Origin of the sequence: Antiquaquibacter metalliresistens (assembly GCF_029211225.1) — a bacterium.
In the GTDB taxonomy this organism is placed as follows: Bacteria; Actinomycetota; Actinomycetes; order Actinomycetales; family Microbacteriaceae; genus Rhodoglobus; species Rhodoglobus metalliresistens.
The window spans coordinates 311,420-333,894 of the sequence record NZ_JARGEM010000001.1; the positions used below are offsets into that span (position 1 = coordinate 311,420).

Annotated in this window: 24 protein-coding genes and 1 tRNA gene; 16 read left to right on the forward strand and 9 right to left on the reverse strand. The window is 70.0% G+C overall.

From position 1 onward, the window contains the following. Window positions 1–57 precede the first annotated feature (57 nt). Window positions 58–303 carry a cell division protein CrgA gene (locus tag PYV02_RS01610; protein ID WP_275756011.1) on the reverse strand — a complete coding sequence of 82 codons (246 nt, stop codon included), beginning with the start codon at window positions 301–303 and terminating at the stop codon, window positions 58–60. Between the two features lie 73 nt (window positions 304–376). Here PYV02_RS01610 and PYV02_RS01615 point away from each other — a divergent pair, with 73 nt between their 5' ends. The 3 genes from PYV02_RS01615 to PYV02_RS01625 are packed head-to-tail and all read left to right on the forward strand — an operon-like array spanning window position 377 to window position 1,940. Next, window positions 377–1,147 carry a class E sortase gene (locus PYV02_RS01615; protein WP_275755521.1) on the forward strand — a complete coding sequence of 257 codons (771 nt, stop codon included), beginning with the start codon at window positions 377–379 and terminating at the stop codon, window positions 1,145–1,147. Next, window positions 1,147–1,305: a hypothetical protein gene (locus PYV02_RS01620; protein WP_275755523.1), complete on the forward strand. Its 159-nt coding sequence runs from the start codon at window positions 1,147–1,149 to the stop codon at window positions 1,303–1,305. The genes PYV02_RS01615 and PYV02_RS01620 overlap by 1 nt, the downstream gene beginning before the upstream one ends. Further along, window positions 1,302–1,940 carry an anthranilate synthase component II gene (locus PYV02_RS01625; protein ID WP_275755525.1) on the forward strand — a complete coding sequence of 213 codons (639 nt, stop codon included), beginning with the start codon at window positions 1,302–1,304 and terminating at the stop codon, window positions 1,938–1,940. Before PYV02_RS01620 ends, PYV02_RS01625 begins: the two co-directional genes overlap by 4 nt. 12 nt (window positions 1,941–1,952) lie before the next feature. Here the strand turns inward: PYV02_RS01625 and pknB are convergent, their stop codons facing one another. The 7 genes from pknB to PYV02_RS01660 form a co-directional block, all read right to left on the reverse strand. Then, window positions 1,953–3,662 carry a Stk1 family PASTA domain-containing Ser/Thr kinase gene (gene pknB / locus PYV02_RS01630; protein WP_275755527.1) on the reverse strand — a complete coding sequence of 570 codons (1,710 nt, stop codon included), beginning with the start codon at window positions 3,660–3,662 and terminating at the stop codon, window positions 1,953–1,955. Window positions 3,663–3,727: 65 nt separating this feature from the next. Further along, on the reverse strand, window positions 3,728–5,383 hold the full coding sequence (locus tag PYV02_RS01635; protein WP_275755529.1) for a protein kinase domain-containing protein: 1,656 nt from the start codon (window positions 5,381–5,383) through the stop codon (window positions 3,728–3,730). After that, window positions 5,380–6,831, reverse strand: coding sequence for a peptidoglycan D,D-transpeptidase FtsI family protein (locus PYV02_RS01640; protein WP_275755531.1), 1,452 nt, complete (start codon window positions 6,829–6,831; stop codon window positions 5,380–5,382). The genes PYV02_RS01635 and PYV02_RS01640 overlap by 4 nt, the downstream gene beginning before the upstream one ends. Next, on the reverse strand, window positions 6,828–8,273 hold the full coding sequence (locus PYV02_RS01645) for an FtsW/RodA/SpoVE family cell cycle protein (protein ID WP_275755533.1): 1,446 nt from the start codon (window positions 8,271–8,273) through the stop codon (window positions 6,828–6,830). Before PYV02_RS01645 ends, PYV02_RS01640 begins: the two co-directional genes overlap by 4 nt. Beyond that, window positions 8,257–9,501, reverse strand: coding sequence for a PP2C family protein-serine/threonine phosphatase (locus PYV02_RS01650; protein WP_275755535.1), 1,245 nt, complete (start codon window positions 9,499–9,501; stop codon window positions 8,257–8,259). Before PYV02_RS01650 ends, PYV02_RS01645 begins: the two co-directional genes overlap by 17 nt. A gap of 2 nt (window positions 9,502–9,503) precedes the next feature. Next, on the reverse strand, window positions 9,504–10,010 hold the full coding sequence (locus tag PYV02_RS01655; protein WP_275755536.1) for an FHA domain-containing protein FhaB/FipA: 507 nt from the start codon (window positions 10,008–10,010) through the stop codon (window positions 9,504–9,506). After that, the gene (locus PYV02_RS01660) at window positions 10,010–10,744 is read right to left on the reverse strand and encodes an FhaA domain-containing protein (RefSeq protein ID WP_275755538.1); all 735 of its coding nucleotides are present in this window, start codon (window positions 10,742–10,744) and stop codon (window positions 10,010–10,012) included. Before PYV02_RS01660 ends, PYV02_RS01655 begins: the two co-directional genes overlap by 1 nt. Before the next feature lie 71 nt (window positions 10,745–10,815). On the opposite strand from PYV02_RS01660, the gene PYV02_RS01665 reads away from it, so the two are divergent. From PYV02_RS01665 to PYV02_RS01725, 13 genes are all read left to right on the forward strand, one after another. Further along, window positions 10,816–11,517 (forward strand): MOSC domain-containing protein, encoded by a 702-nt coding sequence (locus tag PYV02_RS01665; RefSeq protein WP_275755540.1) that lies wholly within the window; start codon window positions 10,816–10,818, stop codon window positions 11,515–11,517. A gap of 37 nt (window positions 11,518–11,554) precedes the next feature. Beyond that, window positions 11,555–11,637 (forward strand) — tRNA-Leu (locus PYV02_RS01670). Window positions 11,638–11,775: 138 nt separating this feature from the next. Further along, window positions 11,776–12,501 (forward strand): hypothetical protein, encoded by a 726-nt coding sequence (locus PYV02_RS01675; RefSeq protein WP_275755542.1) that lies wholly within the window; start codon window positions 11,776–11,778, stop codon window positions 12,499–12,501. A 136-nt stretch (window positions 12,502–12,637) separates the two neighbouring features. Further along, complete coding sequence (locus tag PYV02_RS01680) at window positions 12,638–13,279, forward strand: M15 family metallopeptidase (protein WP_275755544.1); 642 nt, start codon at window positions 12,638–12,640, stop codon at window positions 13,277–13,279. Next, the gene (gene alr, locus PYV02_RS01685; RefSeq protein WP_275755546.1) at window positions 13,276–14,403 is read left to right on the forward strand and encodes an alanine racemase; all 1,128 of its coding nucleotides are present in this window, start codon (window positions 13,276–13,278) and stop codon (window positions 14,401–14,403) included. Before PYV02_RS01680 ends, alr begins: the two co-directional genes overlap by 4 nt. Next, complete coding sequence (locus PYV02_RS01690; RefSeq protein WP_275755548.1) at window positions 14,400–15,344, forward strand: D-alanine--D-alanine ligase family protein; 945 nt, start codon at window positions 14,400–14,402, stop codon at window positions 15,342–15,344. The genes alr and PYV02_RS01690 overlap by 4 nt, the downstream gene beginning before the upstream one ends. Further along, entirely contained in the window at window positions 15,341–16,345 is a 1,005-nt protein-coding gene (locus PYV02_RS01695; RefSeq protein ID WP_275755550.1) for an acyltransferase family protein, read from the forward strand. Before PYV02_RS01690 ends, PYV02_RS01695 begins: the two co-directional genes overlap by 4 nt. Continuing rightward, complete coding sequence (locus PYV02_RS01700; protein ID WP_275755552.1) at window positions 16,342–17,517, forward strand: sensor histidine kinase; 1,176 nt, start codon at window positions 16,342–16,344, stop codon at window positions 17,515–17,517. Before PYV02_RS01695 ends, PYV02_RS01700 begins: the two co-directional genes overlap by 4 nt. Next, entirely contained in the window at window positions 17,514–18,179 is a 666-nt protein-coding gene (locus tag PYV02_RS01705; protein WP_275755554.1) for a response regulator, read from the forward strand. The genes PYV02_RS01700 and PYV02_RS01705 overlap by 4 nt, the downstream gene beginning before the upstream one ends. Window positions 18,180–18,237: 58 nt before the next feature. Then, window positions 18,238–18,636 carry a hypothetical protein gene (locus PYV02_RS01710; RefSeq protein WP_275755556.1) on the forward strand — a complete coding sequence of 133 codons (399 nt, stop codon included), beginning with the start codon at window positions 18,238–18,240 and terminating at the stop codon, window positions 18,634–18,636. Window positions 18,637–18,680: 44 nt separating this feature from the next. Then, window positions 18,681–19,733, forward strand: coding sequence for a type III polyketide synthase (locus tag PYV02_RS01715; RefSeq protein ID WP_275755558.1), 1,053 nt, complete (start codon window positions 18,681–18,683; stop codon window positions 19,731–19,733). Next, window positions 19,730–20,254, forward strand: a complete 525-nt coding sequence (locus PYV02_RS01720) for an isoprenylcysteine carboxyl methyltransferase family protein (RefSeq protein ID WP_275755560.1) — start codon at window positions 19,730–19,732, stop codon at window positions 20,252–20,254. Before PYV02_RS01715 ends, PYV02_RS01720 begins: the two co-directional genes overlap by 4 nt. Next, a complete protein-coding gene (locus PYV02_RS01725) occupies window positions 20,251–21,264 on the forward strand; it encodes an NAD(P)/FAD-dependent oxidoreductase (RefSeq protein WP_275755562.1) in 1,014 nt (337 codons plus the stop codon). The genes PYV02_RS01720 and PYV02_RS01725 overlap by 4 nt, the downstream gene beginning before the upstream one ends. 327 nt (window positions 21,265–21,591) lie before the next feature. Here PYV02_RS01725 and PYV02_RS01730 read toward each other — a convergent pair whose 3' ends face one another. Continuing rightward, window positions 21,592–22,470, reverse strand: a complete 879-nt coding sequence (locus tag PYV02_RS01730; RefSeq protein WP_275755564.1) for a bile acid:sodium symporter family protein — start codon at window positions 22,468–22,470, stop codon at window positions 21,592–21,594. Between the last annotated feature and the right edge of the window lie 5 nt (window positions 22,471–22,475).

The window sequence follows — 22,475 nt, forward strand, 5'->3', positions numbered from 1 at the left end:
AGTTATCCACAGGGCTTTCCACAGTGGGGGTAACTACACCGATGTAGTTCTCGGTGGTCAGCGCCAGCGCGTGGTCATCAGGAAGCCGATGAACATGATCCCGAAGCCCACGAGGATGTTCCAGGAGCCGAGGTCGCGGATGGGCAGTGTGCTGCCGCTCACGTAGAACACGATGATCCACACCAGGCCGAGCAGCATGAAGCCGAACATGACGGGCTTGAACCACACCGGGTTCGGGGCGCTCTCGCCGGATGCGGTGTCGATGGGACGCTCGGACTTGCTGGTACGGGCCATGGCAGCGATTCTAGCGTGAGAGCGACTGTGCTCGACCTGGGCGATCAGGTCGCCAGGCACCGCGAACGCCTAGAATCGGGGCATGTCGATCGTCGAGACTCGGGCATCGCGCCGGAGTGCGGCCAAGCGCACTCCGCGCGTGAGCGTCATCGGTGTGCTCGGTGAGCTGTTCATCACCGCCGGCGTGATCGTGCTGCTCTTCCTGGGGTGGCAGCTCTGGCTCGACAACCTCATCGTCGGCAACGAGCAGAACGCCGAGGCTCAGGAGCAGAGCATCGAGTGGAACCGCGGCGAGTCCACCGCACCGGCACCGGCGGAACGACCCGATCCGGGTGAGCCGGTGGTCGCCACCGCGCCGGGCAACGCCGAGCGGTTCGCCGTGCTCATCATCCCCAGACTCGGAGCCGATTGGGCCAAGCCGGTGCGCGAGGGCGTCGGCACGAAGGACGTGCTCAATCTCGGCATCGGACACTACCCAGGCACCGCGATGCCGGGCCAGGTCGGCAACGCCGCATTCGCCGGCCACCGCACCGGCTACGGCTCGCCGCTGTTCGACATCGTGAACCTGCAGGTCGGCGACAACATGTACCTCGAAACGGAGGCCGGCTGGTACCAGTACGTCTATCGCAGCATGGAGTACGTGCTGCCCGACGGCGTCGGCGTGCTCGACCCGGTTCCCCAGTTCGCGGGCGCGAGCCCCACCGATCGGATCCTCACCGTGACCAGCTGCAATCCCGCGTACAGCGCCGACGAGCGCGTCATCGCCTACGCCGTGTACGAGACCTGGTACCCGCGCGCGGGCGGCCCGCCACCCGAGATCGCCGGTCTCGTGAGCGCATCGGCGGCGGGCTGATGTACGGCGCGCTGTGGCGGGTGCTGCCAGGCCCGGTGTGGCTGAAGATCATCATTCTGATCGTCGCGGCCGCGGCGATCCTCGCCGCGCTCGTGCAGTGGGTGTTCCCGTGGGCGCAGAGCTTCATCGAACCCCCGGAAGTGACGGTCGGCGAATGACCCGCGTGCTCGTTGTCGACAACTACGACAGCTTCGTCTACACCCTCAACGGCTACCTGCTGCAGTTGGGGGCCGAGACCGAGGTGGTGCGCAACGACGCATTCGGTGCGGATGACGCGACGGCCGTGATCCGCGACTACGATGCCGTGCTGCTCTCCCCGGGGCCGGGCACGCCCGCGCAGGCCGGTGTCAGCATCCCGATCGTCACCGCGGTGCTGGCCTCAGGCCAGCCGCTGCTCGGGGTCTGCCTCGGACACCAGGCGATCGCCGAGGCCATGGGAGCCACCGTCACGCACGCCGACGAGCTCATGCACGGCAAGACCAGCCTGATCAACCACGACGACAGCGCCTTCTACGAAGGCGTTCCCCAACCGTTCACCGCCACCCGCTACCACTCGCTGGCCGTCGTCGACGGCACCGTGCCCGACGACCTCGTGGTCACCTCGCGCACGCAGGGGGGCGTGATCATGGGGCTTCGGCACGAGAGCCTGCCGATCCACGGGGTGCAGTTCCACCCCGAGTCGGTGCTCACCGAGGGCGGCTACCGCATGCTCGGCAACTGGCTGGCCGCCGCCGGGCTGCCCGAGGCGGCCGAGACCGCCAAGGGGCTGACTCCGCTGGTCAAGATCGGCTGATCGCTCAGCCGATCAGGGGCACACCCGGATCGTGATGGTCGAGCGCTGAGGCTGCTCGCCCACGATGGACTGGCCGGCGACGATACCGCCGCTGCAGCCCTGGTCCACGTCCACCTTGATCGTGAGCATGAGCGCGCTCAGTGTGGTGTTCGCGTCCTTGATGGGCTGGCCCGCGACATCCGGGATGCTGATCAGACCGTTCGAGACGAACAGATTGACGGTGTCGCCCTGTCGCACCTTCACGGTCGCGTCCGGGGCAGGATCCGACCGGATGACCGTGCCCGAGGGCAGGTCGGCCGAGTACTCGGCCGTGGTGGTGCCGTACTTGAGCCCGGCGGCCTCGATCGCCGCGATCGCGTCGGCCTCGGACATGCGCGCGACATCGGGAATCGTCGCGGACGGCACGCCCGACGACACGTAGACCTTGATCTCCTGGCCGGGAGCGACGGTCGTTCCGGCGACCGGATCGGTGCGCAACACGGTGCCCTCGGGGCTGTCGTCGCTGGGCTCGTCGAAGCGCTGCGGGGTGAGCTTCTTGTCGGTGAGCACCTGCGCCCCCTCGACGTAGCTCTGACCGACGATGTCCGGCACGTCGATCGCGACGTTGTCGGTGAGCTGCTGCGGGGTGAGGCTGAAGGTCCAGAACACGACCGCGACGATGATCACGACCATGCTCGCGATGCCCGCCCAGATCCACGCGACCGGCGGTCGGTTCTGGGTGCGCTGCACGCGGTCGTCCGTGTCGACGCTCAACTGGCGCAGCGTCGCCTCGGAACCGGAGACGGCGCTCGGGTTCACGCCGAAGAGCGTGGCGTTGAACGCGTCGTTGACGGCGAGTTCCTTGCGTTGCGGCACCTCGCCGGCTGTGGCCGCCTCGACGTCCTGCCGGAACTCCGCCGCGGACTGGTATCGCTCGAAGCGGTCCTTCGCGAGTGCACGCAGCACCACGGCGTCGAGCGCGGGTGAGACCTTGGGGTTGAGGGAACTCGGGGGCACGGCATCCGAGTTCACGTGCTGATAGGCCACCGCGACCGGGTTGTCGCCGCGGAACGGCGGCCGGCCGGTGAGCAGCTCGAAGAGCACGATGCCGGTCGAGTAGAGATCGGTGCGGGCATCCACCGATTCACCGCGAGCCTGCTCGGGCGAGAAGTAGGAGGCGGTGCCGACGATGGCGGAGGTCTCGGCGATCGTCGCCGAAGAGTCGGAGATCGCTCGCGCGATGCCGAAGTCCATGACCTTGACCTGCCCGGAGGTGGTGATCATGATGTTGCCCGGCTTGATGTCGCGGTGCACGACACCCGCGCGGTGCGAGTACTCGAGCGCGGTGAGCACCTGCGCGATGATGCGGCAGGCCTCGGCGGGCTCGAGCGGGCCCTCGGCGAGCACGTCTTTGAGCAGGCGACCGTCGACGTACTCCATCACGATGAACGGCACGACCGACTCGACGCCGTTCGCGTCGCGCACGGTCTCCTCGCCGGCGTCGAAGATGCGCACGATGGTCGGATGCGCCATCTTGGCGGCATCCTGCGCCTCACGACGGAAGCGCGTGCGGAAGGCCGGGTCATACGCGAGCGCGGGCTTCAGGAGCTTGATGGCCACCTTGCGACCCAGGCGGTTGTCGGTGCCGACGTGCACGTCGGCCATGCCACCGCGACCGATGAGGTCACCAACGTCGTAGCGGCCAGCGAGTTGCCGCACGCCCTGAGCCACGCCGTCGATCAATGGATTCTCCTGGTGCACTGGACAGTCTTGCAGCCAGTGTAGCCCTCGCCATCAGTGTGAAATCGTCAAGAACCTGTGATCGTGATGGCATCGGAAGGCGGCGACTCGAGGTCGGTGCACAACGCGGTGTAGGTGATCACGGTCTGGCCGCCGGCCGTCGCATTGAGGATCACGTCGACACTCGTCGCTCCCGCGCCGACCGAGGGCGGGCCGTCCACGCTGCCGCCGGTGACCTGCACGTTGAATCCGCTGTGCGGATGCCCGGCCGGGCATCCGGCATAGGTCGTCCAGCTGAACGTCACCGTGTCGCCGGCGGTGTACGGCGGTGCGGGGGCCACGGTGCCCGCGGAGGGCTTCGTCGCGACCGGCTCGGGGATCTCGGCGTAGAACCGCACCGTGATCACCTCGCCCTTGCGCACGTTGCCGACCGGGTTGACGGCGTAGGCCAGACCGACCTGGTCTTCGGACGGCGCGACCTGGCCGACCTGGGCATCGAGCTGCAGGCCGAGTCCGGTGAGGTAGTCCTGCACCACCTGCTGCGTGCGGCCGACGATGTCGTCCTTGTTGAGCGGCACCAACGTCGAGGTGGGAGTGGAGCTCGGTGTCGAACTGTTCGTCTTCGTCGGTGCGCTCGAGCTCGGCACCGGATCGCCACCGCCGCCGGGCAGCAGCAGCGCGATGATCGTGCCGATGAGCACCACCGCCAGTAGCGAGACGAGCGCCACGAGCGGCCACGTCCACGGGTTGCGCTTCGGGGCTTCGGTCGGCATACCCGGCGTGTTCACACCCCCGGCGGACGGCAGCAACTGCGTCGCCTGGGTGGCCTGGGCGTTCGCGGGCGCCAGGGCGCCGAGGGTGGCGCCGCCGAGCACGCCGGGCACCGCCGCGGCGGCGGCCGCGACATCCCCTCGGCGCAGGGCCTGAGCGGCACGCGCGAGGTGCGCCGCCGACTGCGGGCGGTCGGCGGGGTTCTTGGCGATGCACGCCATCACCAGATTGCGCACCGGCTCGGCGACCGTGACCGGCAGATCCGGCGGACGCTCGTTGATCTGCGCCATCGCGATCGCGACCTGCGACTCGCCGGTGAACGGGCGCTTGCCCGCGAGCGCCTCGTAGGCGACGATGCCGAGCGAGTAGATGTCGGTGGAGGGGGAGGCCGGATGCCCGCTCGCCTGCTCGGGCGAGAGATACTGCACCGTGCCCATCACCTGGCCGGTTGCGGTCAGGGGAACCTGGTCGGCGATGCGCGCGATGCCGAAGTCGGTGATCTTGACCCGGCCCTCGGGCGTGATCAGGAGGTTGCCGGGCTTGATGTCGCGGTGCACGAGGCCGGCGGCGTGCGCGGCCTGGAGCGCATTTGCGGTCTGGGCGACGATGTCGAGCACCCTGTCGGTGGGCAGCACGCGCTCGCGTTCGAGAATCGCGCTGAGCGCCTCGCCCGGCACGAGCTCCATCACGAGGTAGGCGCTGCCGTCCTCCTCGCCGTAGTCGAAGACGTTGGCGATGCCCTCGTGGTTGACGAGTGCGGCGTGACGCGCCTCAGCGCGGAACCGCTCGAGGAACCCCGGGTCGCCGAGGTACTCGTCCTTGAGGATCTTGATCGCGACCGTGCGACCGATCACGAGATCCGTCGCCTGCCAGACCTCGCCCATGCCGCCGATCGCTACACGCGACGACAGTTGGTACCGGCCACCGAAGGTGAGCCCGCTCGTGGGCCTCATCTGCTGAGCACCGCCTCAAGTACTTGCCGACCGATGGGAGCGGCGATCCGGTTGGAGCTTCCGCTCTGCCCGAGTCCTCCGCCGTTCTGAATCACTACCGCTACGACCACTTCCGGGTCTTCCGCCGGGGCGAACCCGGTGAACCAGAGGGTGTAGGGATCGTCGTCGTTCTCAGCTGTGCCCGTCTTACCCGCCACCGTGATCCCGTCTATTGTGGCACCACTCGCGGCGCCGTTGTCGACGCTCGCGACCATCATCTGAGTCAGCGCCGCCGCCGTCGGCTGGCTGATCGCGCGCCGGAACTCGGTGGCCTGGAACTGCTCGATCGGGGTCAGATCGGGAGCGACGATGCTCTCGACCAGGTTCGGCTTCATGATCACCCCGCTGTTGGCGATCGCCATCGAGACCATCGCCATCTGCAGCGGGGAGGCGCGAACGGTGTACTGGCCGAACGCGGAGAGCATGGTCTGCGGGTCGTCGAGCGCCCGGGGGTAGACGCTGGCCTGCGACACCAACGGCACCTCGATCGACTCGTTGAAGCCGAACAGGTTCGCCTGGTCGCGGATGGCGCGGTCGCCCAGTTGCAGGCCGAGTTCGGCGAACGGGATGTTGCACGACAGCTGGATCGCGGTCGCGATGGTCACCTCGGCACCGGCGCCGCAGGGCCCACGGTCGGCGTTGAAGATCGTGGAGTCGGTCTGCGGCAGCACGAGTGACACCGGGTTCGGGAAGGCACTGTCGGGGGTGTAGGCCCCGCTCTCGAGCGCGGCGGAGGCGACCACGAGCTTGAACGTCGATCCCGGCGGATCCAGGTCGCCGTCCAGCGTGCGGTTGATGAGCGGGTCGAGCGGGTCGGCGAGCAGGGCGTCGTAGGCGTCGATCGCCGCATCCGTGTCGTGCACGGCGAGGAGGTTCGGGTCGAACGTCGGCTTGGAGACCATGGCCAGGATCTCGCCGGTCTTCGGGCGGATCGCGATCACGGCGCCCTCGTAGTCGCCGAGCGCGTCCCATGCCGCCTGCTGGACGACGGGGTCGATGGTCAGCTCGACCGCGGCGCCCTTCGGGTTCTGCCCCGTGAGGATGGCGTTGAGCTGGTCGAAGAACTGGTCGTTCGAGGTGCCGGTGAGGTACTGGTTCAGGGCCGACTCGATACCGGTGTTGCCCTGGTTGAGAGTGAGGTAGCCCGTCACCGGCGCGTAGAGCGGACCGTTGGTGTACACCCGCTGGAACTTGAACTCGTCCGCGGCCGGCGCAGAGTACGCGATCGGCTGCCCGTCGACGAGGATCGGGCCGCGCTCTGCCGAGTAGCTGGCGTACAGCGTGCGAGCGTTGCGTCCGTCGGCGCGCAGGGAGTCGGCCGCGACGACCTGGATGAGACTCGACGACAGGAAGAGCGCGAGGAACATCACCAGCACCACGGTGCTGACGCGCTTGAGCTCCTTGTTCATGATCCGATCACCAGCTTCGGCTCGGTGTCCTCGCCGACCACGAGCAGCGGCTGCTGCCGCACCGTGTCGGAGAGGCGCAGCAGCAGGGCGGCGATGATCCAGTTCGCGACGAGCGACGAACCTCCGGCGGCGAGGAACGGCGTGGTGAGACCGGTCAGCGGGATCACCCGGGTGACGCCGCCGATGACCACGAACACCTGCAGGGCGATGACGAAGGAGAGGCCGACCCCGAGCAGGCGGCCGAAGTCATCCTGCCCGGCGAAGCCGATGCGGAAGCCGCGCGAGACGAAGAGCAGGTAGAGCGCCAGGATCGCGAACAGGCCGATGAGGCCGAGCTCCTCCCCGAGGGCCGAGATGATGTAGTCGCTCTCCGCCAGCGGCGTGATGTCCGGGCTGCCCCGCCCGAGCCCGGTGCCGATCAGGCCGCCGTCCGCGAGACCGAACAGCCCCTGCACGAGCTGGTAGCTGCCGCCGTCGGCGTCGTAGTTCTGGTTGCTGAACGGGTCGAGCCAGGCGTCGACGCGGCCGCCGACGTAGCTCAGCAGTCGGCTCGCGACGAACGCGCCGACCAGGAACAGGGTCAGCCCCAGCACGATCCAGCTCGAACGCCCGGTCGCGACGTAGAGCATCACGAGGAACAGCCCGAAATACAGCAGGGCGGTGCCGAGGTCGCGCTGGAAGATGAGCACGAGCATGGAGGCGGCGAAGACCACGAGGATCGGGCCCAGGTCGCGAGCGCGCGGCAGGCGCATGCCGAGGAAGCGGCGACCCACCATGGAGAGCGAGTCCCGCGCGGTCACCAGGTAGCCGGCGAAGAAGATCGCCAGCGCGACCTTGGCCAACTCGCCAGGCTGGAACTGGAACGGCCCGATGGCCACCCACAGGCGCGCACCGTTGACGGTGAGCCCGATGATCGGCAGCATCGGCAGGATCAGCAGCACGATGCCGGTGAACATGGCGACGTAGCGGTAGCGCTGCAGCACCCGGTGGTTGCGCACGACAATCAGCACACCGCTCGCGATCACTACCGCCAGGGCCGTCCACGCGATCTGGCGGATGCCGGCCGACTCCCAGCCGACCAGTCCGTCCGCGAGATCCAGTCGGTAGATCATCGCGATGCCCAGTCCGTTGAGCACGGTGATGATCGGCAGGATGAGCGGGTCGGCCTCGGAGGCGACGACCCGCAGCACGACGTGCATGGCCAGCAGCAGCACGCCGAGCATCCCCATCAGCGAGAGCACGGTCAGCCCGGTGTGGCCGAGCGCTCCGAGCTGCACGAGGGCGATCGCGGCGATGTCGATGCCGATCGCGAAGAGCAGCAGCACGAGTTCGAGGTTGCGCAGGCGTGCGGGCACGCGCAGCTTGAGCCGGATGGTGGTGGTGAACGTCGACAGCGGGCCGGCCTCGACCGGCGAGCCGACGGCGCTACGGGACCCGGGCATCCGACAGCAATTCCACGATTCGACGGGCGTCGCTCAGATCGTCGGCGTTGATGGTCGCCTCGACGCTCTCGCGCCGCCACATGGGCAGCTCGTCGAGACGGATGGTGGTGGTCTCGACCACGTGCGAGAGCTCGATCGGCCCGATGTCCTGTTGCACGCCCTGGAAGATCGCCACCCGGTCACCGGAGGCCCCGACGAAGTACTGCCGCTGGGTGTACTGGTAGCCGAGCACGAGCCCCGTGATGATCGCGGCGACCACGATCAGCAGGAAGGCCAGCCACGTGATGCGGCGTCGGCGGGCGCGTCGACGGTCCTCGGCGATGAGGGCGTCGAGGTACTCGTCGGACTCCGGCTCGAAGTGGCTGTCGTCGGTCTGGGTCGCCTTGAGCGGATGCAGCAGCAGGCTCGGCAGCCGCAGCGGTCGACGCTGCGACTCCGGCTCGAACGACAGCGGTGCGGCGGCGGAACCCACGGTGACGGGCGGGTTGCTGGAGGAGTCGTCCGTGTCATCCACGTCGACCAGGACGACGGTGACGTTGTCGGGCGCGCCGGCGTCGAGGCTTTCCTTGACCAGACGCTCCGCCGCGGTGTGCGCGAACGGCACGGTCGACAGGATCGCGGACATCTTGTCATCGCTGACGTAGCTCGACAGGCCGTCGGAGCACAGCAGCCAGCGATCGCCCGGCTGCGTATCGAAGATCGCGGTGTCGACCTCGGGGGCCGCGTCGACGTCGCCGAGCACCCGCATGAGCACGGATCGGCGGGGATGCACGGCCGCCTCCTCCGGCGTGATGCGCCCCGAATCGACGAGCCGCTGCACGAAGGTGTGGTCGTTGGTGATCTGGCGCAGCTCGCCGTCGCGGAACAGGTAGACGCGCGAGTCCCCGATGTGGGCGAGGGCGACCTTGTCGCCGACGCGCAGGATGCCGCTGACCGTGGTGCCCATGCCGGTGAGCTCCCCGTGCTCGAACACGGTCTCGGCGAGCAGCGTATTGGCCGCGAGCAGCGCCTTGCGCAGCGCGAACTCCGCGTCGGCGGCCGAGGGATAGGACTGATCGGTCTCGGCGATGCGCTTGACCGCGATCGCGGAGGCGACGTCCCCGCCGGCGTGCCCGCCCATGCCGTCGGCCACGACGAAGAGGTGACGACCGGCGTAGCCGCTGTCCTGGTTGTTGGCGCGGATCTTGCCGACGTGCGAGACGGCAGCGCTCTTGTCGCTGGGGGCCACGGCTACCGTCGCAGCTCGAAGCTCGTGGTGCCGATCTTCACGGGGACCCCGAGCGGCACCGCGGTCGGCACGATCACGCGCACTCCGTCGAGGAAGGTGCCGTTGGTGGAGTCGAGATCCTGGATCACCCAGCCCTCCGGCCAGCGCAGCAGGCGGGCGTGATGGGTGGAGGTGTAGTCGTCGCGGATGACGAGGCCCGACTCGTTGGATCGTCCGATGGTCAACTGCTCGTCGGGGAGGTCGACCTCGAGCCCTTCCTTCGCGCCGGAGGTGATGACCAACCGGGTTGCGACCGTGGAGGGGGTGGGCTCCGGCCCGACCACCGCGGGGCGCGGCGGGGCGACGGGGGCGGCCGCGGGTGGAGCCGCTGCGGCGCCGGCGGGCTGGGGCATCCGTCGCGGCTTCTGACCGAACAGGTCGGAGCGCAGGGCGTAGACGATGGCGAAGACGAAACCCCACAGCACCGCGAGGAACGCGATGCGCAGCAGCAGCAGCGTCAACTCACCCATCAGAGGTCCCGTCCCGGCTCGAACCGCTCGGTGGAGGGGTGGCGCAGGTCGGCGAACTGGTCGACCTCGGCGGACTGCGCGAGCACGCGGAACACGATGCGGGTGCGACCGATGTCGATGATCGAATCCGGTGGCAGCGGGGCCTTCTTCACCGGGTTGCCGTTGAGCAGCGACCCGTTCGTGGAGCCGAGATCGTTGACCTGGGCGCGCGTGCCATCCCAGAGGATCTCGACGTGCTTGCGGGAGATGCCGGTGTCGTCGACCGTGATGTCGGCGTCGCTGCCGCGACCGATCACGGTGTGCGAGTGCGTGATGGGGTAGCGCTTGCCGCCGATGTCGAGCACGGGAGTCCACGATACGGCCCCCTGCACGTTCGTCGACTGCACCTCGATCATGCCCTGGCTCAGTCGGGGGTCGTCGACGAACTGCACCGAGATGCCGCCGGCGAAGGAGTAGTGCTGCGCGGTGGCGTGGCGTTGCACCTGCTGGATGAGCTCGTCGGTGAGCGCCGGCCCGAGCGCGGTCATGCGCTCGTGATCGACGCGGCTCAGCCGCACCGTGAACTTGTTGGGCACGAGAATGCGGTCGCGCGCGACCACTGCCGCCTTGGTGTCGAGTTCGCGGCGCAGGGCGCTGGTGATCTCCACCGGCTGCAGACCGCTCTTGAAGGTCTTGGCGAAAGCGCCGTTGACGGCGCGCTCAAGACCTTTCTCGAAGCTGTCCAGAAGACCCAACGCACTCCTCGGTTCATCGCCCGGCTCGACACTCGATGTTAGCTGCTGGCGTTGTGAGTACCTTAGGGGGCGTGCGAGTCGCTCAGATCTGGCGTTACCCGGTCAAATCGCTGCAGGGCGAGACTCTCCCCGTGGCCGAGCTCGGCCCGCAGGGCGTGGAAGGGGATCGACGCTACGCGATCTTCGACGCGCAGACGGGGATGGGCCTGACAGCGCGGCGTGAGCCCGCGTTGTTGTTCGGTGCGGCATCCCTCGCTTCAGGCTCCCTCGAGATCACCCTGCCCGACGGCACAGTGGCCTCGGATGACGCGGCCCTGAGCGAGTGGCTCGGCAGGCCGGTCATCCTCCGCAGCACCTCGTACTCGGGTCCGCGGCGGTACGAGAGCCCCGAGGACTACGAGGCGGAGGCGGACTGGGAGCCGTTCGACGGCGCGAACGGCTCGTTCCGCGACTCGGAACGCACGGTCGTCTCCCTCGTCTCCACTGGCACCCTCGGGGAGTGGAACGCGCGCCGTTTCCGCTCCAACCTCGTGCTCGAGGGTTCGGACGAGGATGCCCTGGTCGGCACGCGCGTGCGCGTGGGCGGTGCCGAACTCGAGGTCGTCAAACGCGTCGGGCGATGCGTGATGGTCACGCGCGCGCAGCCCGACGGGGTGGAGAAGGACCTTGATGTGCTGCGCACCATCCATCGGGAACGCGGCGGACGGTTCGCTGTCGGCGCCGAGGTGCTCGTGCCGGGGACGGTCTCTGTGGGCGATCGGCTCTCAGCGTGATAATCTCGCATGTCGGTTCTTCGCGAACCGTCGGTGAGCGCGAGTGGCGGAATGGCAGACGCGCTGGCTTCAGGTGCCAGTACTCGCAAGGGTGTGGGGGTTCAAGTCCCCCCTCGCGCACCGAAATGAATGAAGGCGTCCCCCTGGGGCGCCTTCATTCGTTTCCGGGCGTGGGTGCGTCTCTTGTATCTTCGGGCGTCAAGTCCCCCCTCGACCGGGTGTCTAGGCTTGGGGAATGGCCGTGACCGGGCAGTGCCGATGATCGGCCCGCTGGTGGCCCTGCTCGGCCTCGGACTCGCGCTCAACCTGTCGCCGACGGTCTACGCCGTGGAGCTCGCGATCCTGCGCCGAACCGTGCAGCCGACCGTGCAGGTGCTCTGGTTGTGCGGCGGCCTGCTCACCGGCATCGCGCTGGTCTCCGCCGTGTGCCAGGTGCTGGATCCGGCGACCATCGTGCGGTTCGTGCAGGGCGACATCGCCTCGGTGCTGCTGAATCGCTGGGTCGACATCGCGTTCGGCGCCGTGTTCGCGAGCATCGGCGTGGGAGTGCTCGTCCGCCGCCATCGCGAGCCGAACCCGCCGCACCGTGCGCGTGAAGTTCACCGGCGACCGTCGCGCGGTGCCTCGGCCGGGGTGTTCGCATTCGGGCTCTCGAACTCGGTGCTCACGGCGACGGGCGTCGGGCTCGTGTATGTCGCGAACCGCATCCTGCGGGCCGCGCTGCACGAACCGCTCGTCTTCACCGTCGGCATCCTGGTCTTCGTCGCAGCCGTGGTCGGACCGTATGCGCTCGTCGCCTTGCTCTGGCATCGCCTGCCCGGCATGGTCACCGTCATCGAGCGCGCGATCGGCTGGTTGGGGCGGGCGGATCACCGCCTGACCGCGGGAATCGTACTGATCGCCATCGGCGCCGGCCTGGCGGTGTACGGGATCGGTCAGGGCATCTGGTGGTCGATGGCGACGGTCGAACCGCCCGCCACCTAGCACCCGAACGGGCGGCTCGCCCCTCGGTCGGATGTCGGGCACCGGCACCAGCGCGCGACGCGCGCTCATCCTCAGGTACCGATTCGCGGCACCTCGGGCCGACGCGCGGGCGCTGCCGGGTTCGTAGCGTCGAATCATGATCACTCTGCTTGCCGACCCGGAGATCACCGGTATCCCGGTCCGCGACAACGGCGAGCCGCTCGTCGACCTCACCGCCCTCGGGTTGCTCTTCGAGGGCGGAAACGCGGCCGGTGCCTCCGTGCGCGCGGGTGTGGCTGAGCGTCTCGTGCGTGCGGATGCCGCCTTGCCGGCCGGGCATCGCCTGCTGATCCGCGAGGGGTACCGGGCGGCGAGCGAGCAGTTGCGCATCATCGCCGGCTACTCGGAGACGCTGCGCCGCCGGCAGCCGGAGTTGGACGAACTGGCGCTGCGCTGGCTCTTGAGCCGGTTCGTCGCGCCGATCGAGGTGGCCCCGCACGTCGCGGGTGCCGCCGTCGACCTGACACTCGTGGATGCCGCGGGCCGGCCTCTCTGGATGGGTACGCCCATCGACGCCACCCCGGAGGAGAGCGCCAATGCGTGCCTGTTCGACGCAGACAACATCGACGCGCTCGCGCGCTCCCACCGGGTGCTGCTCGGTTCGGTGCTGAGCGGCGCCGGACTCGTGAACTACCCCACCGAGTGGTGGCACTGGAGCTTCGGCGACCGGTACTGGGCGTTCGCGACGGGGGCCGATCACGCCATCTACGGCGCGATCGCCGATGAGGCGGCGGCGTGAGCGCGGTGCCGGTGCTCGCGGCCCGACCCCGCACCGCCCCGACGCTCAGCGTCGACCTCGCCGCCATCGCGGCGAACGCCCGAACCTTCGGCGCACTCACCGGTGGGCGGCTGCTGGCCGTCGTGAAGGCGGACGCGTTCGGCCACGGCGCCGTCGCGGTCGCTCGCACGGTACTGGAGCACGGGGCCAGCCGCCTCGGCGTCGCGACGATCGGCGAGGCGCTGGTCTTGCGATCGGCGGGCATCGCCGCGCCCGTGCTCAGCTGGGTGAACCCGGTCGCCGCCGACTTCGAGGCTGCCGTGCGCGCCCGCGTGGAGCTCGCGGTGCCCTCGGTGGCGCACCTGAACGCAATGGTCGCCGCCGCGGCATCCTCGCAGACCCCGGCGCGGGTGCACGTGCAGGTCGACGTCGGCATGTCCAGGGAGGGCGCGCCACGTGCCGAATGGGATGCGCTCGCGCGGGCAGCGCGCACGGCCGAGCTCCGCGGCCTGGTCGAGGTCATCGGCGTCATGGGGCATCTGCCGTGTGCGGAGGATCCGCAGCATCCGAGCAACGACGCCGGGCGCGCCGCGTTCCTCGAGGCCGTCGTGGTCGCGCGTCGGGCCGGCCTGCGTCCGCGCATCCGCCACCTCGCGGCGACCGCCGCTGCGCTTTCCCGACCCGACACGCGCTTCGACGCGAGCCGTGTGGGCGCGGGCCTCTACGGCATCGACCCGATCGGCGCCGGCGGGCTTCGGGGCGCGCTGACACTCACGGCACCCGTAGTGGATGTGCGCGACGTGCCCGCGGGAACGCCGGTCGGGTACGGCCACCGCCACGTGACGACCGCGCCGACCAGGCTCGCCCTGGTCGGACTCGGCTATGCCGATGGCATTCCGAGGAGCGCGGATGTCGCCGAGGTGCTCGTGCACGGCCGGCGCCGCCCGGTGGTGGGGGTCGTCTCCATGGACCAGACCGTGATCGACGTCGGCGATGCCGCGGTGGCGCTGGGCGATGAGGTGACGATCCTCGGTCCCGGCGACGGGGGCGAACCGACGGTGGCCGAATGGGCTGCCTGGGCGCACACGATCCCGCACGAGCTGATGACCGGGTTCGGCTCACGCGTGACGCGAGTGCACACGTGAGCGGGCTGCGTGTGGCGGTGATCGGGGGCGGGGAGAACTGCGAGCACGACGTGTCGCTGGCCTCCGCGGCATCCGTCGGCGGGGTGCTCGCCGAGCAGGGCATGGAGGTCGTCGGGTTGACGATCGATCGCGACGGCAGTTGGCGGGATGCCGCCGATGCCCCGCTCACGCTGCCGGCCGCCATCGCGGTGCTGCAGTCGTGCCAGGTGGCGTTCCCGCTCGTGCACGGTCCGCGTGGGGAAGACGGCAGCCTCGCGGCGCTGCTGGAGTTCGCGCGCGTGCCCGCGGTGGGCTCCGGAGTGGCGGCCGGCGCGATCGCGATGGAGAAGTGGGCCACCAAGCTGGTGGCGAACTCGGTGGGCGTCGCGACCGCCGGTGCCACGATGGTGCGCGCAGGCGACCCGTTGCCCGCGGTGACGCTGCCGGTGGTGGTCAAGCCGGTGGCGGCTGGATCGAGCTTCGGAGTGGCGGTCGTCGAACGGCCCGACGAACTCGCGCCCGCGATCGCTGCCGCACTGCGTCTCGACGACCGGGTGCTCGTCGAGACCTTCGTCACGGGCCGGGAAGTGGATGTCGCGGTGCTCGAGCTGCCCGACGGCTCGCGACGGCTCGGCGCCCCCCTCGAGATCGTGCCGACCGGGCGCATCTTCGACACCGAGCGCAAGTACGGCGGGCACCCGGAGTTCTTGGTGCCGGCCCCGTTGACCGAAGGGGAACGGCGCGCTCTGGAGCGAGCCGCGCTCGCCGTCTTCGATGAGATCGGCTGCGCGGGACTGGCGCGCATCGACTTCTTCCTCACCCCCGACGGGCCGGTGCTCAACGAGGTGAACACGACCCCGGGCATGACCGCGCACTCGCAGGTGCCCAGGATGTTCGAGGCGGTGGGGTTGGGGTATCCCCAGCTGCTCGTGACCCTGCTCGAGACCGCGCTCGCCGCATGATCCGGCCGGCAGCACGCATTCAGAGCATCGATCTGATCCGCGGCATCGCGGTGGCGCTCGTGATGCTGCGTCACGCCTACCCGGAGCAGTTCGCGGGGGCCGGGGTGGTGGGTGTCGTGATGTTCTTCTCGCTCAGCGGCTATCTGATCACCGGGGTGCTGCTCGACGAGGTGGCCAGGAACGGCGGGGTGCGCTTCGGCGGCTTCTACGCCCGTCGCGCGGCCCGGCTCGTGCCCGCGCTCGTGGTGTTCGTCGCCGTGTTCGCGCTCGTCACGCTCGTCTTCGACCCGCTGAGCGACCGGCAGGTGCTGCCGCGCACCGTGCTCGTCGCGTTGACGTGGACGGCCGACCTGCCCTTCGACCACGGCAGCGACGCGATCTTCCACCTCTGGACCCTCGCGGTCGAGGAGCAGTTCTACCTGCTGTGGCCGGTGCTGCTGGTGGCGGCCGCGCGGGCGCGACGCGTTGGCTGGCTGTTCGCCGCGGCATCCCTCGCCGCGCTCGCCGGGTGCGTGGCCACGCTCGTGTGGCTGTGGCCGCATCCGGACCTCGCCTACGCGCTGCCGACGTCGTGGGTGGGATGCCTGCTGATCGGCGCGGCGGCGCGGGTGTGGCGGGACCGCCTCGTGGTGCGCGGCGCTCTCGGGCCCGTCGCGCTGGTTGTGCTGCTCGCCGTGAGCGTGGTTCCATTGCGGGGTCATGCGAGCACCTATCTGGTCTGGGGTCCGGTCATCGCGGCGCTGACCGCGATCATGCTGCTGGCATGGCGGGACTGGCGCACCGTGGGCGCTCCCGTGCTGCGACCCCTCGTGCTGCTCGGCACGGTGTCCTACGCGGCATACCTCTGGAACTACCCGCTCACGCTCTGGCTGCGCGGAACGACGGAGTTCGCCGGGCTGGTGTCGATCGTGCTCACGCTCGTGGCGGCATCCGCGAGCTGGATGCTCGTGGAGCGCCCGATCGCACGGTTGATGCACAGTCGACGGGCGGTGCCGGCGTGACCCCCGCGCGCTGGGTAGACCTCGGCCTCGGGATCGCGGTCGCGGCGTTCGGACTGTGGCGCACCACGGGCGTGCTGTACTACGACCCGACGGTGCCCGTGCTGATCGCCCTGCTCATGGGCGTCGCCGTGGCCTCGTTCCGAGTCGCGCCGGCGGTGGGCCTCGGGCTGGTGTGGCTCACCGGCATCATGCAGGTGCTGCGCGGGCTCGACATCGCCCTGGTGCAACTCGCGGCGGTGCTCGTCGCGTACGGGGCGGCGCGATACGGTCGCACCGTCACGGTGTGGGCGAGCGGTCTGTCGATTCCGCTCGGCGCCTCGGTGGCGCTGCTCTACGCCTCGTATCAGGGCACCGCGGTCATCCAGGAGTCGGGCCTGTGGCAACTGTTGGGCATCGCGACGTCCGCGACGGACCTCGGCTACAACTCGCCGGCGATTCTCGGGTTGGGGTTCGTGCTCGCGACGGCGCTGCTCGCCGGGCCGTGGGCGCTGGGCCTGGTGCTGCGGCTGCGCGCCCGCGCGCGGGAGGCCACGGACGCCCGCGAGCGGGCGCAGCAACTCGCCTCGGCACGCGAGGAGCAGGCCCGGCTCGCACGGGACGTCCATGACGTGGTCGGCCACTCACTGGCCGTGATCGTCGCGCAGGCCGACTCGGCTCAGTCACTCGGCGACGACGAGATCGCCAGGATCCGCGAGGCCATGGCGAGCATCGCCCAGTCCGCGCGCGCGTCGCTGCGGGATGTGCGCGACGTGCTCGCCGAGGGGATGCGCGACGCCGGGCCGCCGCCCGACCGCACCGACCTGGACTCCCTCATCGAGGGCGTGCGCTCCGCGGGCACCCCGGTCGCTTCCGGCGTCACGGGAGCCGCGCGCCCCCTGCCGCCGGACCTCGCACTCGTCGCGTACCGCACCCTGCAGGAAATGCTGACGAATGCGCTCAAGCACGGTCGAGCGGGAGACGAGATCGTCGTCGACCTGGACTGGCAATCCGATCGCCTGATCATCACGGTGCGCAACCCGGCTGCGGGACCGGTCGACGGGTCCGGCGGCAGCGGGGTCGAGGGGATGCGTGCGCGGCTCGCCTCCGTCGGAGGCGAACTCGACGCGGCGCTCGTCGGTGACCGGTTCGTGGCGTCGGCCAGCATGCCGCTTCGAGCGAGGGGTGCGGCATGACTCGGGCCATCCGCGTGCTGCTCGTGGACGACCAGCCGCTGTTCCGTTCGGGTGTCGCGGTCAGTCTCGCCGCCGACCCCGGGCTCGAGGTGGTTGGCGAGGCCTCCGATGGGTTCGAGGCGCTCCGCCTGATCGAGGACACCCAACCCGACGTGGTGCTCATGGACGTGCGGATGCCCGAACTCGACGGTGTCGAGACCACCCGCCGCATCTTCGCACCCAGTGCCGTCGCCGCTCGAGCCCACGCAGTGAAGGTGATCGTGCTCACGACGTTCAACCTCGACGAGCGGGCCGCTGCCGCGATCCGTTACGGGGCGAGTGGATTCCTGCTCAAGGATGCCTCCCCCGAGTTCCTGCGCGCCGCGATCGGCACCGTGCACGCCGGCAGCGCCGTGCTGACCCCGGACGACCTCGAAGCGCTGATGGAAGGAGGCGCTCGCGGCGCCATCCCGCTTCCCGCCGCTTACGAGACCCTGACCGAGCGGGAGCGCGAGGTGCTGCTGTGCGTCGCCGAGGGGCTCAGCAACGCCGAGATCGCCAGCCGCCTCTACTCCAGCGAGTCGACCGTGAAGACCCACGTCGGAGCGGTGCTGCGCAAACTGGGTCTGCGCGACCGCGTGCAGGTGGTGGTGTTCGCCTTCGAGCACGGCCTGCGCGGGTGAGGTTGACCCACGCACGGGGTGCTTTCCACCCCGGGTTCGCAGGTGGATACTTGGCGGCATGAAGACTCTCCGCGTCACCGCCGCCGCCCTCGCGCTGTCCGCCGCCCTCGCCCTCACCGCGTGCGCGCCGACCCCCGTGGTCGCACCCGTCACCGTCTCCGCGAACGAGTTGCAGGGCGAGACCGTCAAGGTCGCGATCAACCAGGTGCTGAACATCAACACCGGCGACCTCGCCGTCGACAGCTACACCGCCGAGATCGCCGACCCGTCGATCGTGGAGTTCGTGCAGGGCCGCACCGACGACAGCGCGGAGTTCAACCCGGGCTTCAAGCCCTTGAAGGTCGGCTCCACCGAGGTGACGATGACGAACGAGCAGGGCGGCATCCAGCCGTTGACCTTCACCATCGAGGTCACCGAGGTTCCGGGTGGCGCGAACCTGGGCGGCGCCGGCCGCTGAGCCGCCCTGTCAGCACGAACCGGCCGCCGTGCTACGGTCTCGAAATGAGCCGTATCGCGGCCGTCGCACCCGTGCTGCCGGCGTTCGCCTACACGCAGGCCGAGATCACCCGTGAACTCGCGCCACTGATCTCGCCCGCGCCGGAACGGCGGGCGGTGCTGGAACGGATGCACGCGGCATCCGGCATCGGCACCCGCCACACCGCGCTGCCGCTCGAGAGGTATCGCGACCTCGGCAGCTTCCGGCAGGCCAACGACGTGTTCATCGAGGTGGCCACCGACCTGGCCGAGGCGGGCCTGCGCGCCGCGCTCGCGGAGGTGGGACTGGAGCCGCCGGATGTGGACTTCGTGCTCTTCACGTCGGTGACCGGCATCTCGGCTCCCTCGGTGGACGCGCTGCTGGTCTCGCGCATGGGGCTGCGGCCCGATGTGAAGCGGTTGCCGTCGTTCGGTCTGGGATGCGTCGGTGGTGCCGCGGGGCTCGCGCGTGTCGACGACTACCTCGCGGGCCACCCCGACGAGGTGGGCGTGCTGCTGAACGTCGAGCTGTGCTCGCTGACCCTGCAGCGGGATGACGCGACCATGGCCAACTTCGTCGCGACGGGGCTCTTCGGCGACGGCGCCGCCGCCGTGGTGCTCGTGGGCGACGCGCGGCAGGAGCCGGGCATCCGCATCGTGGACGCTCGGAGCTGCTTCTTTCCGGACAGCCTCGAAGTGATCGGCTGGAACGTCGGCGGCACCGGTTTCGAGATCGTGCTCACGGCCGGGGTCGCGGAGGTGATCGCCGAGCACTTCCCGGGGGAGGTCGCGGCGTTCCTCGGCGACCACGGGTTGACGGTCGACGACGTCGGGGCGTGGGTCGCCCATCCCGGGGGCCCGCGGGTGCTGGAGGCGTTCGCGAGTGCGGTCGGGGTGCCGCGGGCGGGGTTCGAGCGCAGTTGGGCATCCCTGGAGCGGGTCGGCAACCTCTCCTCGGCGGCGGTGCTGCATGTGCTCGCCGACACGATCGCGGAGGGTCAGCCCGCGGGAACCCACGGGCTGCTGTTCGCCCTCGGCCCCGGAGTGGCGGCCGAGTTCGTGCTGCTGGAGTGGCCGTGAGTGTGATCCTCTATGTGGCCTTCGTGCTCGCGACGGGCGTCGAGCGCCTCTATGAGTTGCGGGTCTCCAAGCGCAACGCTGCAGCGGCCTTCGCGCGCGGCGGGATCGAGTACGGGCAGCGGCACTTCCCGTGGATGGTCGCTCTGCACACCGGGCTGCTGCTGGCGTGCATCGCCGAGGTCGTGCTGCTGAACCGGCCGTTCATCCCGTGGCTGGGCTGGCCGATGCTCGGCGTCGCGCTCGCCTGCCAGGTGGGGCGGTACTGGATCATCCGCTCCCTCGGCGCGCAGTGGAACACTCGCGTGATCGTGGTCCCCGGCGCGGGACGCGTTGCGGATCGCGGGCTCTACCGCTGGTTCACCCACCCGAACTACGTGATCGTCGTCATCGAGGGCATCGCGCTGCCGCTCGTGCACACGGCGTGGATCACGGCGATCGCGTTCACCGTGTTGAACGCGATCCTGCTGCTGGGGTTCCGCATTCCCACCGAGAACCGAGCGCTGCGGGAGCTCACGCGGTGATCGACGTGCTCGTCGCGGGCGGCGGGCCGGTCGGGCTCGCGGCGGCGATTCAGGCGCGACTCGCGGGGCTCAGCGCGACGATCGTCGAACCCCGCGAGGGTGTGATCGACAAGGCCTGCGGCGAGGGGCTCATGCCGGGCGCCCTGCCGCTGCTCGCGGGGCTGGGCGTCGACCCGGCGGGGATGCCGCTGGCCGGCATCGGCTACCGCCGCGGTTCCACGCGCGTCGACCATCGGTTCGCGACGGGGGTTGGCCGCGGGGTGCGCCGCACGGTGCTGCACTCCGCGCTCGCGTCGCGTGCCGCCGAGCTCGGCGTCGAGCGGGTGGTGGGCCGGGTCTCCGCGGTGGAACAGCACGCCGACGGGGTCGTGGCGGGGGGCATCCGCGCACGCTGGCTGCTGGGATGCGACGGACTCCACTCGAACGTGCGCGATCTGCTCGGCGTCGCACGTGCATCGCACGGCCCGCGGCGGTTCGGGCTCAGCCGGCACTACGAGCTCGCCCCCTGGAGCGACCTCGTGGAGGTGCACTGGGCTCCCCGCGCCGAGGTCTACATCACACCGCTCGCCCCGAACCTGGTCGGCGTCGCGTTCCTCGGCCCGCCGCGCACCGATCCGGATGCCGTGCTCGAGACACTCCCCGAGCTCGCCGACCGGCTCCGCGACGCCGCGCACGGCGGCACCCGCGGCGCCGGACCGTTCCGTCAGCGCGCGTCCCGCGTGCGGGTGGGGCGCGCATTGCTCGTGGGCGACGCCTCCGGCTATGTCGATGCCATCACGGGTGAGGGGCTGCGACTCGGATTCGAGCAGGCCCGCGCGGCGGTCGCGTGCATCGTCGCGGGTCGGGTGGGCGACTACGAGCGCGACTGGCGGCGCATCACCCGGGAGTTCCGGGTGTCGACCCGCAACCTCGTCGTCGCCGCGACCTCCCCGCTGCGCCCGGCGATCGTGCCGCTCGCCGCCGCGCTGCCCGGGGTGTACGGCGCGGCCGTCGAGCGGCTCGCGCGCTGAGACGGTGTCGCCGCACCTCGGCCCGTGGGGGCGGGGCCACTCCCGAGCGCCCTGAGCGCTCGGGTTGCGGGTCCTTCCAGACTCGGGAGTTCAAGGACGTTGTCCTTGAACTCCCGAATGGGGCTGGGGCCAGCCTCCTCGGCGGGGATGGGTGAGCTCCGGAGGGCGCCGCGCCTCCTGAGCGGGGATGTGTCAGCTTCGGAGGGGCCCGTCTCCTCGGAGGGGCCCGTCTCCTCGGCGGGGCGGGGTGAGCTCCGGAGGGCGGCGGTCTCCCGGACGAGGCCGGGCCGACTCCCGGAGGGGCCGAACCCCGTGGTCGAATGCGGCTCAGGTGGTGGCGGGGGCCGTGGCATCCACCTTGCGTCCGCGGATCGCGAAGCCGAAGGCGGCGGCGATGAAGAACATCAGCACTCCGTAGACGGCGCCGGGCAGCGACATCTCGAAGTTGTCGAGCACGCTCTGGGCGATGACGATCGCCAGCGTGGCGTTGTGGATGCCGATCTCGAATGAGCTCGCGATCGACTGCTCGCGCGAGACTCGGAAGGCGCGCGGGATGAGGAAGCCCAGCGTGAGCGAGAGCAGGCAGAACAGCACGGTGATGCCGGCGAGCGCGCCGATGTTCTGCATGAGCGGCGTGAGGTTGGAGACCACGGCTCCGGCGATCACGACCACGAGGATGATGACGGAGGCGATGCGAACCGGCTTGTCCATCGCCGCGGCGAAGCTCGGCCGCAGTCGGCGCACCAGCATGCCGAGCGCCACCGGTCCCAGCACGATCGCGAACACCTTGAGCGCCTCGACCACGTCGATGCCGAGCTGGCCGCCCGCCGGGTAGAAGTAGCCGAGGGAGAGGTTGACGATCAGCGGCAGGGTCACCACCGAGATCACCGAGTTGATCGCGGTGAGGGAGATGTTGAGGGCGATGTCGCCACGGAAGAGGTGGCTGTAGAGGTTCGCGGTGGTGCCGCCGGGGGAGGCCGCGAGCAGCATCATGCCGACCGCGAGCACGGGCGGCAGGTTGAACAGCAGCACGAGGCCGAAGCACAACGCGGGCAGCAGCAGCAACTGGCAGACCAGCGCGATGATCACCGCCTTCGGGTGCTTGGCGATCCTGGCGAAGTCGCCGAGCGTGAGGCTGAGCCCCAACCCGAACATGATGATGCCGAGGGCGACGGGCAATCCGATGGTGGTCAACGCTGATCCCATGGGGG

Coding starts and splice junctions, on each gene's coding strand:
- PYV02_RS01730 (WP_275755564.1), bottom strand. CDS start 22,470: ATGGGATCAGCGTTGACCACCATCGGATTGCCCGTCGCCCTCGGCATC.
- PYV02_RS01695 (WP_275755550.1), top strand. CDS start 15,341: ATGATCCGGCCGGCAGCACGCATTCAGAGCATCGATCTGATCCGCGGC.
- PYV02_RS01655 (WP_275755536.1), bottom strand. CDS start 10,010: ATGGGTGAGTTGACGCTGCTGCTGCTGCGCATCGCGTTCCTCGCGGTG.
- PYV02_RS01615 (WP_275755521.1), top strand. CDS start 377: ATGTCGATCGTCGAGACTCGGGCATCGCGCCGGAGTGCGGCCAAGCGC.
- PYV02_RS01675 (WP_275755542.1), top strand. CDS start 11,776: ATGATCGGCCCGCTGGTGGCCCTGCTCGGCCTCGGACTCGCGCTCAAC.
- PYV02_RS01635 (WP_275755529.1), bottom strand. CDS start 5,383: ATGAGGCCCACGAGCGGGCTCACCTTCGGTGGCCGGTACCAACTGTCG.
- PYV02_RS01705 (WP_275755554.1), top strand. CDS start 17,514: ATGACTCGGGCCATCCGCGTGCTGCTCGTGGACGACCAGCCGCTGTTC.
- PYV02_RS01710 (WP_275755556.1), top strand. CDS start 18,238: ATGAAGACTCTCCGCGTCACCGCCGCCGCCCTCGCGCTGTCCGCCGCC.
- PYV02_RS01620 (WP_275755523.1), top strand. CDS start 1,147: ATGTACGGCGCGCTGTGGCGGGTGCTGCCAGGCCCGGTGTGGCTGAAG.
- PYV02_RS01640 (WP_275755531.1), bottom strand. CDS start 6,831: ATGAACAAGGAGCTCAAGCGCGTCAGCACCGTGGTGCTGGTGATGTTC.
- PYV02_RS01645 (WP_275755533.1), bottom strand. CDS start 8,273: ATGCCCGGGTCCCGTAGCGCCGTCGGCTCGCCGGTCGAGGCCGGCCCG.
- PYV02_RS01680 (WP_275755544.1), top strand. CDS start 12,638: ATGATCACTCTGCTTGCCGACCCGGAGATCACCGGTATCCCGGTCCGC.
- PYV02_RS01715 (WP_275755558.1), top strand. CDS start 18,681: ATGAGCCGTATCGCGGCCGTCGCACCCGTGCTGCCGGCGTTCGCCTAC.
- PYV02_RS01625 (WP_275755525.1), top strand. CDS start 1,302: ATGACCCGCGTGCTCGTTGTCGACAACTACGACAGCTTCGTCTACACC.